This is a genomic window from Mesorhizobium sp. M1088 (assembly GCF_040318575.1).
GTDB lineage: Bacteria > Pseudomonadota > Alphaproteobacteria > Rhizobiales > Rhizobiaceae > Mesorhizobium.
In genome coordinates this window covers 1-12,237 of sequence record NZ_JAMYMO010000073.1, presented here as the reverse complement: position 1 = coordinate 12,237, position 12,237 = coordinate 1, and the positions used below count along the sequence as shown (strand labels likewise).

The 12,237-nt window shown below is 64.0% G+C and carries 13 protein-coding genes; 7 read left to right on the top strand and 6 right to left on the bottom strand.

Annotated elements, in window-relative coordinates; translation table 11 throughout:
- Positions 1 to 146: 146 nt before the first annotated feature.
- Genes waaC through rfaD form a run of 3 tightly spaced genes read right to left on the bottom strand, consistent with a single transcriptional unit; the run spans position 147 to position 3,057 of the window.
- Entirely contained in the window at positions 147 to 1,130 is a 984-nt protein-coding gene (gene waaC / locus NKH49_RS33660; RefSeq protein WP_352929907.1) for a lipopolysaccharide heptosyltransferase I, read from the bottom strand.
- Complete coding sequence (waaF, locus tag NKH49_RS33655) at positions 1,127 to 2,134, bottom strand: lipopolysaccharide heptosyltransferase II (protein WP_352929904.1); 1,008 nt, start codon at positions 2,132 to 2,134, stop codon at positions 1,127 to 1,129. The genes waaC and waaF overlap by 4 nt, the downstream gene beginning before the upstream one ends.
- Positions 2,107 to 3,057: an ADP-glyceromanno-heptose 6-epimerase gene (rfaD, locus tag NKH49_RS33650; protein ID WP_352929902.1), complete on the bottom strand. Its 951-nt coding sequence runs from the start codon at positions 3,055 to 3,057 to the stop codon at positions 2,107 to 2,109. Before rfaD ends, waaF begins: the two co-directional genes overlap by 28 nt.
- 176 nt (positions 3,058 to 3,233) lie before the next feature.
- Between rfaD and NKH49_RS33645 the strand changes: the two genes are divergently transcribed.
- The 3 genes from NKH49_RS33645 to NKH49_RS33635 all read left to right on the top strand — a co-directional run bounded on the left by NKH49_RS33645 (position 3,234) and on the right by NKH49_RS33635 (position 6,067).
- On the top strand, positions 3,234 to 3,866 hold the full coding sequence (locus tag NKH49_RS33645) for a LysE family translocator (protein WP_352929899.1): 633 nt from the start codon (positions 3,234 to 3,236) through the stop codon (positions 3,864 to 3,866).
- A 139-nt stretch (positions 3,867 to 4,005) separates the two neighbouring features.
- On the top strand, positions 4,006 to 5,484 hold the full coding sequence (rfaE1, locus tag NKH49_RS33640) for a D-glycero-beta-D-manno-heptose-7-phosphate kinase (RefSeq protein WP_352929896.1): 1,479 nt from the start codon (positions 4,006 to 4,008) through the stop codon (positions 5,482 to 5,484).
- A gap of 7 nt (positions 5,485 to 5,491) precedes the next feature.
- Positions 5,492 to 6,067 carry a D-sedoheptulose-7-phosphate isomerase gene (locus NKH49_RS33635; RefSeq protein WP_023678348.1) on the top strand — a complete coding sequence of 192 codons (576 nt, stop codon included), beginning with the start codon at positions 5,492 to 5,494 and terminating at the stop codon, positions 6,065 to 6,067.
- A 323-nt stretch (positions 6,068 to 6,390) separates the two neighbouring features.
- On the opposite strand, the gene NKH49_RS33630 is transcribed toward NKH49_RS33635, so the two are convergent.
- On the bottom strand, positions 6,391 to 6,867 hold the full coding sequence (locus NKH49_RS33630; RefSeq protein ID WP_352929893.1) for an Lrp/AsnC family transcriptional regulator: 477 nt from the start codon (positions 6,865 to 6,867) through the stop codon (positions 6,391 to 6,393).
- Between the two features lie 255 nt (positions 6,868 to 7,122).
- Between NKH49_RS33630 and trxB the strand changes: the two genes are divergently transcribed.
- Both trxB and NKH49_RS33620 read left to right on the top strand, forming a co-directional pair.
- Positions 7,123 to 8,097 carry a thioredoxin-disulfide reductase gene (gene trxB, locus NKH49_RS33625; protein ID WP_352450433.1) on the top strand — a complete coding sequence of 325 codons (975 nt, stop codon included), beginning with the start codon at positions 7,123 to 7,125 and terminating at the stop codon, positions 8,095 to 8,097.
- Positions 8,098 to 8,195: 98 nt separating this feature from the next.
- Positions 8,196 to 9,092 carry a LysR family transcriptional regulator gene (locus NKH49_RS33620; protein WP_023678345.1) on the top strand — a complete coding sequence of 299 codons (897 nt, stop codon included), beginning with the start codon at positions 8,196 to 8,198 and terminating at the stop codon, positions 9,090 to 9,092.
- A 264-nt stretch (positions 9,093 to 9,356) separates the two neighbouring features.
- Here NKH49_RS33620 and NKH49_RS33615 read toward each other — a convergent pair whose 3' ends face one another.
- Positions 9,357 to 10,001 carry a TetR/AcrR family transcriptional regulator gene (locus NKH49_RS33615; RefSeq protein ID WP_352541067.1) on the bottom strand — a complete coding sequence of 215 codons (645 nt, stop codon included), beginning with the start codon at positions 9,999 to 10,001 and terminating at the stop codon, positions 9,357 to 9,359.
- A 121-nt stretch (positions 10,002 to 10,122) separates the two neighbouring features.
- On the opposite strand from NKH49_RS33615, the gene NKH49_RS33610 reads away from it, so the two are divergent.
- Positions 10,123 to 10,875: an SDR family oxidoreductase gene (locus NKH49_RS33610; protein WP_352469808.1), complete on the top strand. Its 753-nt coding sequence runs from the start codon at positions 10,123 to 10,125 to the stop codon at positions 10,873 to 10,875.
- 19 nt (positions 10,876 to 10,894) lie between these two features.
- Here NKH49_RS33610 and NKH49_RS33605 read toward each other — a convergent pair whose 3' ends face one another.
- Positions 10,895 to 11,392, bottom strand: a complete 498-nt coding sequence (locus tag NKH49_RS33605) for a methyltransferase family protein (protein ID WP_352541068.1) — start codon at positions 11,390 to 11,392, stop codon at positions 10,895 to 10,897.
- 100 nt (positions 11,393 to 11,492) lie between these two features.
- On the opposite strand from NKH49_RS33605, the gene NKH49_RS33600 reads away from it, so the two are divergent.
- A complete protein-coding gene (locus NKH49_RS33600; RefSeq protein ID WP_352929888.1) occupies positions 11,493 to 11,696 on the top strand; it encodes a hypothetical protein in 204 nt (67 codons plus the stop codon).
- Positions 11,697 to 12,237: the final 541 nt, after the last annotated feature.

Genomic DNA, 12,237 nt, shown 5'->3' with positions numbered 1-12,237 from the left:
CAACTGACCCAGAACACGATCCACCATCGCGAATCTCCCTGCTCCAACCTCACAACAGAATCACTGATCGGCTTCTGTGCAAAGATCTCACAAGGGGAGAAGGGAAGGGGGCAGCGCTGACCTTCCGATTGAATTGATTGAGCAAATCAGCGGCCACCGGCCTGATCAAGCGTCTGGCGCTCCACAAGCCTTTCAGCTTCCGCTATCACTTCCGCTGGCGTCATACGCTTCCCAGGTGGGGCCAGCAGCGTCGATGAGAATGGCCCACGCGGGCCGGTCAGGCCAGGCTCGGTAGCGAGGAATATCGCCACCGTCGGCAGGCCGAAAGCGCTGGCGAGATGGGTCAGGCCGGTGTCGGCGCCGATGACCAGCGCCGAGCCGCCGATGACAGCGGCGATCTCGGCAAGCGGCGACCTGGCGACCACCACGGTTTGCGAAACGGCGCCGGCGATCGCTTCGGCAGCCGCCTGTTCCCGATCGTTCGACCAGGTGGTGACCGGCGTCATCCCCTTGTCCACCAGCAGACGGGCGGTTTCGATCCAGTCCGCGACCGGCCATTTCTTGTCCTCGCGGCTGGTGCCATGCAGCAGGAAGGCGGTCTTTTCACCGACAAGAATGGATCTTCCGGCCGGCGGCGCGATGCCGGAGTCAAGCCGGGAAAGATCCGGCTCGTAGCCGAGCGCCAGCCCGAACAGGCGTCTCGTGCGCTCGATGGCATGCAGGCCGCGCGGCACGGGATACCGGTGGTCGTAGAACAAGGTCGCCGACGGCTCCCGAGCGCTCGACCGATCGAAACCGGCGATCGGCGCTGCCGCCAGCCGCGCCACCAGCGCCGATTTCAGCAAGCCTTGCCCATCGAGAACGAGGTCGTAGCGGCAATCGCGCAAGGCGCGGCGCAAGCCGATCACTTCCCGCCATGTGCCGGGCTCGAGCAGCTTCCTGCGCCAGCGCCGGATCGCCACGCTGTGGATGGTCTGGATGGCTGGATGCAGCGCCACAATGCCGGCAAATGCCTCTTCGACACACCAGTCGAAGGAGATATCCGGCCGAGCGCGGCGCGCGTCCTCGATCGCCGGGAAGGTGTGGATGACGTCGCCCATGGACGATGTCTTGACGATCAGCACTTTCATGCGGCGGCCGGCATTTCCAGCAGCCGCTCCGCCGCCGCCACGACGCGTTCGACCTCCAGCGTTTTCAGGCAGTTGAGATGACGGAGTGGGCAGGTCTTCTTGTGGCAGGGCGAACAGGACAGGCCGAGCGAGACCAGTTCGCGGCGATCGGCGAGCGGCGGCGTGTTCTGCGGCGAGGTCGAGCCGTAGACGGCGACGACCGGCGTGCCGACGGCGGCGGCGACATGCATCAGCCCGCTGTCGTTGGAGACGGCAAGCCTCGCCGCGGCGATCAGGTCGATGGCATCCTCGAGCCGCGTCTGGCCGGCAAGATCGACGGCGCCCGGAGCCAGCGCGGCGATTTCAGCCGTCACCTCAGCGTCGTTCTTCGATCCGAACAGCGCCACGCCAAACCCTTTCGCCATCATCTCACGGGCAAGGCCGGCATAGTGTTCGCTCGGCCAGCGCTTGGCCGGGCCGAATTCTGCGCCGGGCATGAGTGCCACGAATTTCCCCGCCGTCAGCCCGAAACGGCTGAGCAGTGCCGCCTGGCTGGCTTGATCGACGGCGAGCTTCGGCGTCTGGAAGGCGCCGCCACGGGCAAGGCTGAAATAGGCCTGCGCGGTGCGCCGTTTCAGGCGATCGGGCAACGGCACGATGTCGGTCAGCAGCCCGTAACGCATTTCCCTGAGATGGCCGACACGGCGCGGAATGCCGGCAAAGAACGGGATCAGCGCCGATTTCCAGCTTCCCGGCAGGACAAAGGCCATGTCGTAGCGGCCGCGCAGCAGGCGGCCGAAGCGCCTTCGGATGCGGAATTCGAACGCGCCGGATTGCAGCGGCAGGTCGATCTGCTGGCGGATTTCGGGCATGCGCTTGACCAGCGGTGCTGCCCAGGCCGGCGCCAGCACGTCGATGGCGGCATCCGGATGAAGCTCCCTCAGCGCCTGGAACAGGCACTGCGCCATCACCATGTCGCCCACCCAGCGTGGGCCGATCACGAGGATCGTTGGGCTTTCAGCCATTCGACATAGTCTCTGACGCCGGTTTCCACTGTGCGGAACTGGCCATTGTAACCGGCTGCGCGCAGGCGGGACATATCAGCTTGCGTAAAGCTCTGGTAGCTGCCCTTGAGGTGGTCGGGAAACTCGATGAATTCGATCTGGCCCTTGCCGAGCGTATCGATCACCGTTTCGGCAATGGCGCGGAACGGCTGGGCCTTGCCTGTGCCGCAGTTGAAGATGCCGCTCGAGCCGCGTTTCCACAGCCACAGATTGACGTCGGCGACATCGCCGACATGGATGAAGTCGCGGCTCTGTTCGCCGGGCCCGAAACCACCATAGGCGCCGAACAGCTTGGGGTTCTGGCCTTGCTCGACCTGATTGAACAGATGGAAGGCGACCGAGGCCATGGCGCCCTTATGCGCCTCGCGCGGTCCATAGACGTTGAAATAACGCAGGCCCGCCACCGGCGAGTGATCGGTATCGAAAACGGTGCGGCGGACATAGTCGTCGAACAGTTTTTTCGAATAGGCATAGACGTTCAGCGGCCGTTCGCATTGCGGCTCCTCGCGGAACTCGGCGCCGCTGCCATAGACCGAAGCGGACGAGGCATAGAGGAAGGGCAAGCGCAGGGCCAGGCAGGCGTGCAGCAGGCGCTTCGAATAGGCGTAGTTGACCTCCATCATGAACTTGCCGTTCCATTCGGTGGTGGTCGAGCAGGCGCCCTGGTGGAAGACGGCCTCGATGCGGCCGAGGTCCCCGGCCTCCATCCGCGCCAGAAAATCGTCCTTGTCGAGATAGTCGGCGATCTCGAGATCGGCGAGGTTGGCGATCTTGTGGCCGTCGGTGAGGTCGTCGACAACGAGGATGTCGCTGAAACCGTCGGCGTTGAGCGCGGCGACGATGTTGGAACCGATCATGCCGGCGCCGCCCGTGACGATGATCATGAAAGCCTCTGGTACCTTGTGCCGGTTGTAGCCCTTGTGGGATTCTGGCCTTATAGGGGAGGCGGGCCGGGCTGTCGACAAAGCAGGTGGCGGGGCGGCCGGATGAGCGCCATAGTGGCGCCGCAAACGTCACGTTTCAGTCGGCCTGCCGGCCGACCGGCGACAGGAGCAAGGTAATGCCGTCAACCGAACTGCTTGTCGCCTTTTTCGCCACCACGGCGATCTTCGCCTATATCCCCGGCCCGGCTATGCTCTATGCCGCCGCGCAAACCATGGCGCGCGGCCGCTGGTCCGGGCTGATGGCGGCGCTCGGCATCCATCTTGGCGGCTACGCACACGTCTTCGCCGCCGCTGTCGGCCTGTCGGTGCTTTTCCATTCCGTGCCGGTGCTTTACATGGCGGTCAAGCTGGTCGGTGCGCTGTATCTGATCTGGCTCGGTGTTTCGCTGTTTCGCGCCAAGGCGCAAGGCGACGTTGTCTTGCCGGGAATTCAGCCGAAATCCGCCCGCCGCGCCTTTTTCGAGAGCGTTGCCGTCGAGGTGCTCAACCCAAAAACGGCGATTTTCTTCATGGCGTTCCTGCCGCAATTCATCGATGCCTCGGCAGCGTTTCCGGTCTGGCTGCAGTTCGTCGTGCTTGGAACAATCGTCAATTTGATGTTCTCGTCGGCCGACATTGTTTGCGTGGTGCTGGCCGGCGCGGTGATCGCCAGGCTGCGGCAGTCGAGCCGGGCGCAGCGCCTGATGCGGCGCGCCGGCGGTGCGGTGCTTGTCGGACTGGGCGTGCATGTCGCGTTGCAGAAAAGCTGACGCATTGTTGCGCCGCCGCGATCGGTCGAAGGCCTGCCGTTGCGTCGGCTGAAATTGCGGTATATCGGCATCGCCATGAACGGCCGGCCCTGCCAATCGAATCCCCCGTCACTGAAAATCGGCTCTCCCACGCGTTGACATGATCAAGCTGCCCTCTCCCGAACCTCTTCACCGCGCCATTTCGCGCTTCGGCAGCGCCACCGTGCTGGTGGTCGGCGATTTCATCCTCGACCGTTTCGTCAACGGCGTGATCGAGCGCATTTCGCCGGAAGCGCCGATCCCGGTGCTGCACGGGCGCGGCGAAACGCTGGCGATGGGCGGCGCCGGCAATGTCGTCGCCAATATCGTTTCGCTCGGCGCTGCCGTCATACCGGTCTCGGTGATCGGCGCTGACGAGGCCGGCAAGAACCTCATGCGCATGCTCGGCGAATTTCGCGTCGACACCGGCGGGCTGGCGCAGGATGCCGATCGCATGACGTCGTCCAAAAGCCGATTCAGCGCGCTCAACCAGCAGGTGCTGCGTTTTGACGAAGAGGAAATCAAGCCGCTGGGCGATGCCGAGCGCGCGACATTGGTCGGGCATTTTCGCGAAGCGCTGGCACGCGCCGACATCGTCATTCTGTCCGACTATGGCAAGGGCGTGCTGCTCGACGGCGTCGCCGGCGAGCTAATCTCGATCTGCCGGGAAGCGGGCAAGCCGGTGCTGGTCGACCCGAAGGGCCGCGACTATGCGCGTTATGCCGGCGCGACGGCAATCACGCCCAACCGCAAGGAACTCGGCGAGGCGGTCGGCCGCGCAGTGTTTGCCGACGACGAAATCGAGGCGGCGGCACGCCAGCTGATTTCGGCGCACGGTTTCGATTTCGTCGTCGCGACGCGCAGCGAAAAGGGCATGAGCGTCATCGGTGCGGATGACGCCCGCCATATCGCCACGCAGGCGCGCGAAGTGTTCGACGTTTCGGGCGCCGGCGACACGGTAATCGCGACCTTCGCGCTGGCTCTTGCAGCAGGGGCTGATCGTGTCATGGCCGGATCGATCGCCAACGCCGCCGGCGGTGTTGTCGTCGGCAAGCGCGGCACGGCGCGGCTGACGATCGAGGAACTCACCGGTGCGCTGTTTCGCTCGCATGGTCCGGTCGCCCACTTGGATGCGATCCTCGATGCCGCCGCCGCCGCACGGCTGGTGGTGGGCTGGAAAGACGAGGGCTTGAGCGTCGGCTTCACCAATGGCTGTTTCGATATCCTGCATGCCGGCCATGTCAGCCTGTTGCATGCGGCGCGCAGCCAGTGCGACCGGCTGGTGCTCGGCCTCAACAGCGATGCCTCGGTGCGCCGGCTGAAAGGGCCGGGGCGCCCGGTCAACGACCAGCATGACCGGGCCTGCGTGCTGGCAGCACTTGCCTCGGTCGACGCCGTCGTCATCTTCGAGGAGGATACGCCGCTTTCGCTGATCGAGGCGCTGAGCCCCGACATACTGGTCAAGGGCGCCGACTATACGGTCGATCAGGTGGTTGGCGCCGATGTCGTGCAGAAGGCCGGCGGGCGCGTCGTGCTGGTCGACCTCGTCGCCGGCAAGAGCACGACCGGCACTATCGGCAGATTACGCGCCGGGAACTGAGGGTTTCATGTCCGAACTGAACGATTACCTGGCGCGCTCGGCGGCCGCGATTTCGGCGATGGTCGAGCGCGACCTGACCAGCGAGATGGAGCGGGCGGTCAGCGCCGTCGTCGCCGCGCTTTCGCAGGGCAAGGCGCTGCTGATAGCAGGCAATGGCGGTTCGGCCAGCGACGCCATCCATATCGCCGGCGAGCTGGTCGGCCGCTTCCTCAGGGAGCGCAAGGCCTACAACGTCATCGCGCTGCCGGCCAACGCGGCGGTGCTGACCGCCTGGGGCAATGATTACGGCTTCGACACGGTGTTTGCGCGCCAGGTCGAGGCGCATGGTTCGGCGGGCGCCGTGCTGCTCGCCATCTCGACCAGCGGCAATTCGCCAAGCATCCTTGCCGCCGCCCAACAGGCGCGCATGATGGGCATGACGGTGATCAGCCTGACCGGCGACACCGGCGGCAAGCTGAAGCCGCTCTCCGACATCCTGCTCAACGTACCCTCGACCTCGACGCCGATCATCCAGCAGGGGCATTTGTGCCTCTACCACCATTTGTGCGAAATGGTCGAAACGCGCCTCTGCGACGCAGGGTGATCCTCGAACTCTCAGGACCTGGATTCCTCGCCCTCCGCGAAGCGGGGGAGAGGTGGCCGCGCAGCGGCCGGAGAGGGGGCTTCGTAGAGCGCGGTTCCCTCTCCGTCTCGGCTTCGCCGAGCCACCTCTCCCCACTTTCGTGGGGCGAGGAACCCAAGCTGGAATGAAGCCAATCTTCAACGCTGAAGTCAATTTTGTTCTTGCTTTGTGCCGGCAGCTATGCTACTAATTTCGGTATGGTGATGATTCCACCGACGATCCCGCCCACCGAGGCGGGTTTTTTGTCTCCGGTTTTTTGTTTCACAGCCGCTTTGCCTGCTCTCTTAAGCCGAAAACGCCACCAGCCCTTCGTCTTTGACCCGGCGGATGGTCAGCGCGGTTCGCACCGTATCGACATTGGGGGCCGAGGCCAGTTCCTCGATGACGAAGGTCTGGAAGGTGCCGAGATCGCTCGCCACGCAATGCAGCAGGAAATCGGACTCGCCCGACACCATCCAGGCGTCGCGCACGATCGGCCAGCCGCGGGTGCGCTCGGCGAAGGTCTTGAGTTCGGCGTCGGCCTGGTGATGCAGGCCGATCAGACAGAAGGCGACGACGTCGAGGCCGAGCGCCGGAGCGTTGAGCAAAGCGCGGTAGCCGCGGATGATGCCGGCCTCTTCCAGCCGCCTGACGCGGCGCAGGCACGGCGGCGCCGACATGCCGACGCGGCCCGACAGTTCGACATTGGTCATGCGTCCGTCCTGCTGAAGCTCGCGCAGGATCTTCCAGTCGATGGCATCGAGATCGGCCTTGATCGGCATGGTGGCTTCCGTGGTGGCGCGAAAGAATCTTTCGCGACTTTGTAATTAAACGACTTTGCTGTCTATTCCATCCGCTGGATCGAGGATTTTCGCATCATCTTGCTGCGGGTTGCTTGTCGCTGTCGCCGGCGCCGAAGCTTTCCGGGGACGAACGGCAACTTGCCTTGCTGGCGTCGCAGGCAACACTTACATTACGCGCAACAATCGACGAGAGTTCATGCCACAATCCATGGCTGCTCCCCGCAGAGGTTTTTCATGATCACCAAGCACGCGCCTGTTCTCATCATCGGCTCCGGCCCCGCCGGCTATACGGCGGCGATCTATGCCGCCCGCGCCATGCTCAAGCCGATGCTGGTCGCCGGCCTGCAGCAGGGCGGGCAACTGATGATCACCACCGATGTCGAAAACTATCCGGGCTTCGCCGAACCGATCCAGGGTCCATGGCTGATGAGCGAGATGCTCAGGCAGGCCGAGCATGTCGGCACCGACATCGTCAACGACATCATCACCGAGGTCGACCTCAACGTGCGGCCGTTCCGCGCCAAGGGCGATTCCGGCACGATCTATACCGCCGACGCGCTGATCATCGCCACCGGAGCCCAGGCCAAATGGCTGGGCATCCCGAGCGAACACACCTTCATGGGTTTTGGCGTCTCGGCCTGCGCCACCTGCGACGGCTTCTTCTACCGCGGCAAGGACGTCGCGGTGATCGGCGGCGGCAATTCGGCGGTGGAGGAAGCGCTCTATCTCTCCAACCTGGCCAAGAGCGTCACCGTTATCCACAGGCGCAGCGATTTCCGCGCCGAGCGCATCCTGCGCGAGCGGCTGCTGCGGAAAGACAATGTCCGCGTCATCTGGGACACGGTGGTCGACGAGATCACCGGCAGGCCCGGCAAGGCGCCGCTGCCGCCGTCGGTCGAAGGGCTGAAGCTGCGCAACGTGGTGACCGGGCAGGAGATGCATCTGGTGGTCGACGGCGTGTTCGTGGCGATCGGCCACGCGCCGGCGGTCGAGCTGTTTGCCGGCAAGCTGAAGCAGAAGCCGAACGGCTATCTGTGGACGGCGCCGGATTCGACCCGCACCGATATGCCGGGTGTGTTCGCCGCCGGCGACGTGACCGACGACATCTACCGCCAGGCGGTGACGGCGGCCGGTCTCGGCTGCATGGCCGCGCTCGAGGCGGAAAAATATCTGGCGGGGATCGAGGTTCACCGCGAAGCGGCGGAGTGATTGTTCGATAAGCGGCTGAGAAAAGCCGCGCAAAAGCCTGATTTTTCATTCAGACGCCGAAAACAGGCGGACGCCAGAAAACAGGACGAGGGGAAATCATGGCGTTGGATTGGGACAAGCTACGCGTGTTTCACGCCGCGGCGGAAGCGGGGTCGTTCACCCATGCCGCGGAAACACTGCATTTGTCGCAATCGGCGATCTCGCGGCAGGTCAGCGCGCTCGAGCATGACGTCGGCGTGCCGCTGTTCAATCGCCATGCCCGCGGCCTGGTGCTGACCGAGCAGGGCGAGATGCTGTTCCGCACGGCGCACGACGTGCTGATGAAGCTCGAAACCATCAAGTCGCGACTGACCGAAACCAAGGACCGGCCCTCCGGCGTGCTCAGGGTGACGACCACGGTCGGCCTCGGCGCTGGCTGGCTGACAGAGCGCGTGCAGGAATTCATCGAGCTCTATCCCGAGGTCAGCCTGCAGCTCATCCTGGCCAATGAGGAGCTCGATCTCACGATGCGCCAGGCCGACTGCGCCATCCGGCTGCGCCAGCCGCAGCAGCCGGACCTCATCCAGCGCCGCCTGTTCACCGTGCATTTCCATCTCTACGCGGCGCCATCCTATGTAAACAAATACGGCAAGCCGAATTCGATCGCCGAGCTGAAAACCCATCGCATCGTCACCTTCGGCGTGCCGGTGCCGGCGCATCTGTCGGAACTGAACTGGCTGGAGACGGTCGGCGATTTCGAAGGCGGGCAAAGGGTGCCGACGCTGCAGATCAACGACATATTGTCGATCAAGCGGGCGGTGCAGGGCGGCGCCGGCATCGCCATGCTGCCGGATTACGTGGTCAGCAAGGATTCCGGACTGGTGCAGTTGCTGCCCGAGACCGAAGTGCCGTCCTTCGATACCTATTTCGCCTATCCCGATGCGATGAAGAACCAGGCGAAGCTGCATGTCTTCCGCGATTTCATCATAGCCAAGGCGCGCAGCTGGTCGTTCTAGTTTGCCAGCGCTGCTTACCGACTTCCGAGCACTGTCCGCTATTGGCGAAAGCTTCGGCGAAAGCGTCCTTCTCCCCGTCACTATACGGGGAGAAGATGGCGGTAGCCAGATGAGGGGCAGCACCAGCCTTTGGTCGTACTTGGCCTGCGATGGGCAGTCCTGATATGCCGCGCCGCCCCTCATCGCCCTGCCGGGCACTTCTCCCCGTATAGTGACGGGGAGAAGGGGACGTATCGCCGGTTTCGCCAATTGTCGGCGTATAGACTAGGAACGCATATCCGCCAGCGTGCTGGCGCCGTAGCGCAAACCGTCGACCAGCAGGGCAACCATGCGCCGCGCCTGGGCAGGGCCGCCGCCATGTGCCGGCATGGCAAGGCTGGCGGCCGCCCCCAACAGGTCGCCCGGCTCGATATCGGCTCGCACCTCGCCGGCCGCGGCCGCCGCCTCCAGCAATGTTTGAAGCGCGGGCCGGAGCCGTTGGTTGAAATAGGCAGGCAAAGTGTCGAATGCCGGATTGCCTGAGTACAAGGCTGCCGCGAGGCCGCGTTTTGCCGTGATGAAATCCACGTAGCGCTGCATCCACAGGGCCAGCGCTTCACCGGGCTCATGCTTTCTGGCCAGGATCGGCGCGGCGTCCGCACAGGCGTCAACCTCGTTGCGGAAGACGGCCACGATCAGGTCCGAGCGCTGTGGAAAATGGCGGTAGACGGTGCCGACGCCGACGCCAGCCTTTTCCGCGATCTCTCGCACCGGAGCCTCCACGCCGGAGGTCGCGAACACCGCCATGGCCGCCCGGAGCAACGCGTCGATGTTGCGCCGTGCGTCGGCGCGCACGTGCCGATCCGCGCGGTCGCGGGGTTCCAGACGATCGCCTTGATCCGTTTTGCCGTTCGGCGTTTTTTCGCCCATCAAATTACCTCTTGCAAACGGAACCTTGTTCCGGATATATATGGAACGTGGTTCCGTTTGACTTATATCTAGCACGGCAAGGCGGTGTTGGCCACACATCGGTGCACAAAAGGAGATTACCATGCAGGACAAACCCGTCGCCCTGGTCACCGGGGCCAACAAGGGCATCGGTCTTCAGATCGCCAAGGACCTCGCGGCGAACGGCCTTACCGTGCTCGTAGGATCGCGCAGGCTCGAGCATGCCGAGGCAGCCGCAAATAGCATCGGAGAGGATGCCCACGCCCTGCAGCTCGACGTCACCGATCAGGCGTCGATCGCCGCCGCGGCAGAGCGCATCCGCATCGAACTCGGCCGCCTCGACGTGCTGGTGAACAATGCCGGCATCTCCCATGCGGGAAAGCCGGGCAGGCCGCTCGAGGAGATCATCAATTCGGGCCGCCCGAGCATTGCCTCCCTCGACGACGTACGCGCGGTATTCGAGACGAACGTGTTTGGCATCGTTGCCGTCACGCAAGCGATGCTGCGGCTCCTTCGTGAGGCGCCGGCGGCGCGTATCGTCAACGTATCGAGCGGCGCCGGCTCGCTGACATTGAACGCGGATCCGGCCTTTCCGTACCGCACGTCGTTTGGCGCCGTCTACAACCCGTCGAAGACGGCCGTCAACGCGATGACGCTCGCCTTCGCCATCGAGCTCGAGGAGACCGGCATCAAGGTCAACGCTGCGTGCCCGGGCTACACCGCGACGGAGCTCAACAACTTCGAAGGTCCGCGCACAGTCGAACAGGCCGCGCGGGAGCCCGTGCGCCTCGCGCTTCTCGACGCGAACGGTCCGACGGGCACGTTCTCGAACGAGGACGGCCCGCTGCCGTGGTGACGTTGCGTTGGAGCCTGCTTCAGCCGCGCCAAGGTGTCAGGCGGGGCAGCCAGCCTGGTACGGCACGGCGGTAGGCCTCGTATTCGTCACCGTAGCGGCGGGCAAGCGTCGGTTCCTCATATAGTCTCACAAAGGAGATCATGGCGGCCGCGGCGATGACTAGATAGGCGGCGACCGTCCAGCTCGAAAACAGCAGTGCCTGGCCGAGGACGATCGACAGCACGGCGACGTACATCGGATTGCGGACATGGCGGTAGATGCCGCCGACGACCAGCCTCTCGGTCGGCGCGACCGGGGCGGGCGTACCCCGACCCTCCAGGGCAAACCGGGCAAAGGCGTGCAGCAGTATGGCTGTGCCGGCGACAACCAGCAGCCAGCCCACAGGAACGAAACCGGGCAGTCTCGACCAAGGCAGGCGATAGCGATCGGTCAGCAGCCAAGGCAACAGTCCGGCGACCACGCCGGGCGCTACAGCAAGGAAGATGACGCTGCCGGCGATCGCCGAAGTGGCTCGCATATAGCTCTCCTTACGGGCGCGGCCTTGAACGGTCTCCTGCAACGCGCTTCAGGTCTTGTCCGGCACGTAACCCAAGCCGCCGCACCTCAGGTCAAGCTCGATGGCGGGCTTTTGGGCGGCATGCACCAGCAAGGTCTGGCTGCCGAAAAAACAAACGCGTGCTGCACGATTCCACGTCATCCTGCGTTTTTCGATTTTCCGAGCAGGAATCGCTGCTGATTCGCGGCCGCGGATCGATTTTTGCCTTGCCGCAGGCTATATTTCAGCGATTCAACTGGTCCTATTGCGCTTCGGGACGGATTAGACCACAGCCGGCGCCTTTTTGCATGTGAGTGTTGCAAAATAGATGCTTGTTTCTTGGGCATGAAGAGCACATATATAGATCATCTCCTGAGCGCGTTCTCCTCCCATTAGCGCTCTCGAGTGTTCCCCTCTGGAGGTTAGCCTTAACAGGCACTTCCAATCAAACTCAGCCGGGTCTTCATTGATCCGGCTTTTTTGTTGCCCGAAACCAACACATCGCCAGAAAATCGGCCGGAACGGTCGCGTAACAGTGACATGTAACCTCGGGTAACATGCCGCGGGCGCGCCAAATCGATTAAGCAGAGCATAGGACGCGGTGTGGCTCGTCCGGGGGATGGGGGCATCACTCGGACGACCCGGGCTCAGGCAGCTACCGCGTCCGAACCTTCTTCCGCCAAAACACCGGCGGCAAGCATGCGGCGGACCTGCCGTTTCGCCTCCCACGAAGACGGTCCGCAAGAAACGGCGCCCCGGGGATACGGGCGCCGGTTGCTGGTTGGCCCCCACGGCCGCGCAGGCGGCCGTTGCGGTTGGGGTAAGCG

Excerpts from the sequence above, each read along its gene's own strand:
- waaC (WP_352929907.1), bottom strand. The coding sequence starts at position 1,130 with ATGAAAGTGCTGATCGTCAAGACATCGTCCATGGGCGACGTCATCCAC.
- waaF (WP_352929904.1), bottom strand. The coding sequence starts at position 2,134 with ATGGCTGAAAGCCCAACGATCCTCGTGATCGGCCCACGCTGGGTGGGC.
- rfaD (WP_352929902.1), bottom strand. The coding sequence starts at position 3,057 with ATGATCATCGTCACGGGCGGCGCCGGCATGATCGGTTCCAACATCGTC.
- NKH49_RS33645 (WP_352929899.1), top strand. The coding sequence starts at position 3,234 with ATGCCGTCAACCGAACTGCTTGTCGCCTTTTTCGCCACCACGGCGATC.
- rfaE1 (WP_352929896.1), top strand. The coding sequence starts at position 4,006 with ATGATCAAGCTGCCCTCTCCCGAACCTCTTCACCGCGCCATTTCGCGC.
- NKH49_RS33635 (WP_023678348.1), top strand. The coding sequence starts at position 5,492 with ATGTCCGAACTGAACGATTACCTGGCGCGCTCGGCGGCCGCGATTTCG.
- NKH49_RS33630 (WP_352929893.1), bottom strand. The coding sequence starts at position 6,867 with ATGCCGATCAAGGCCGATCTCGATGCCATCGACTGGAAGATCCTGCGC.
- trxB (WP_352450433.1), top strand. The coding sequence starts at position 7,123 with ATGATCACCAAGCACGCGCCTGTTCTCATCATCGGCTCCGGCCCCGCC.
- NKH49_RS33620 (WP_023678345.1), top strand. The coding sequence starts at position 8,196 with ATGGCGTTGGATTGGGACAAGCTACGCGTGTTTCACGCCGCGGCGGAA.
- NKH49_RS33615 (WP_352541067.1), bottom strand. The coding sequence starts at position 10,001 with ATGGGCGAAAAAACGCCGAACGGCAAAACGGATCAAGGCGATCGTCTG.
- NKH49_RS33610 (WP_352469808.1), top strand. The coding sequence starts at position 10,123 with ATGCAGGACAAACCCGTCGCCCTGGTCACCGGGGCCAACAAGGGCATC.
- NKH49_RS33605 (WP_352541068.1), bottom strand. The coding sequence starts at position 11,392 with ATGCGAGCCACTTCGGCGATCGCCGGCAGCGTCATCTTCCTTGCTGTA.
- NKH49_RS33600 (WP_352929888.1), top strand. The coding sequence starts at position 11,493 with ATGGCGGGCTTTTGGGCGGCATGCACCAGCAAGGTCTGGCTGCCGAAA.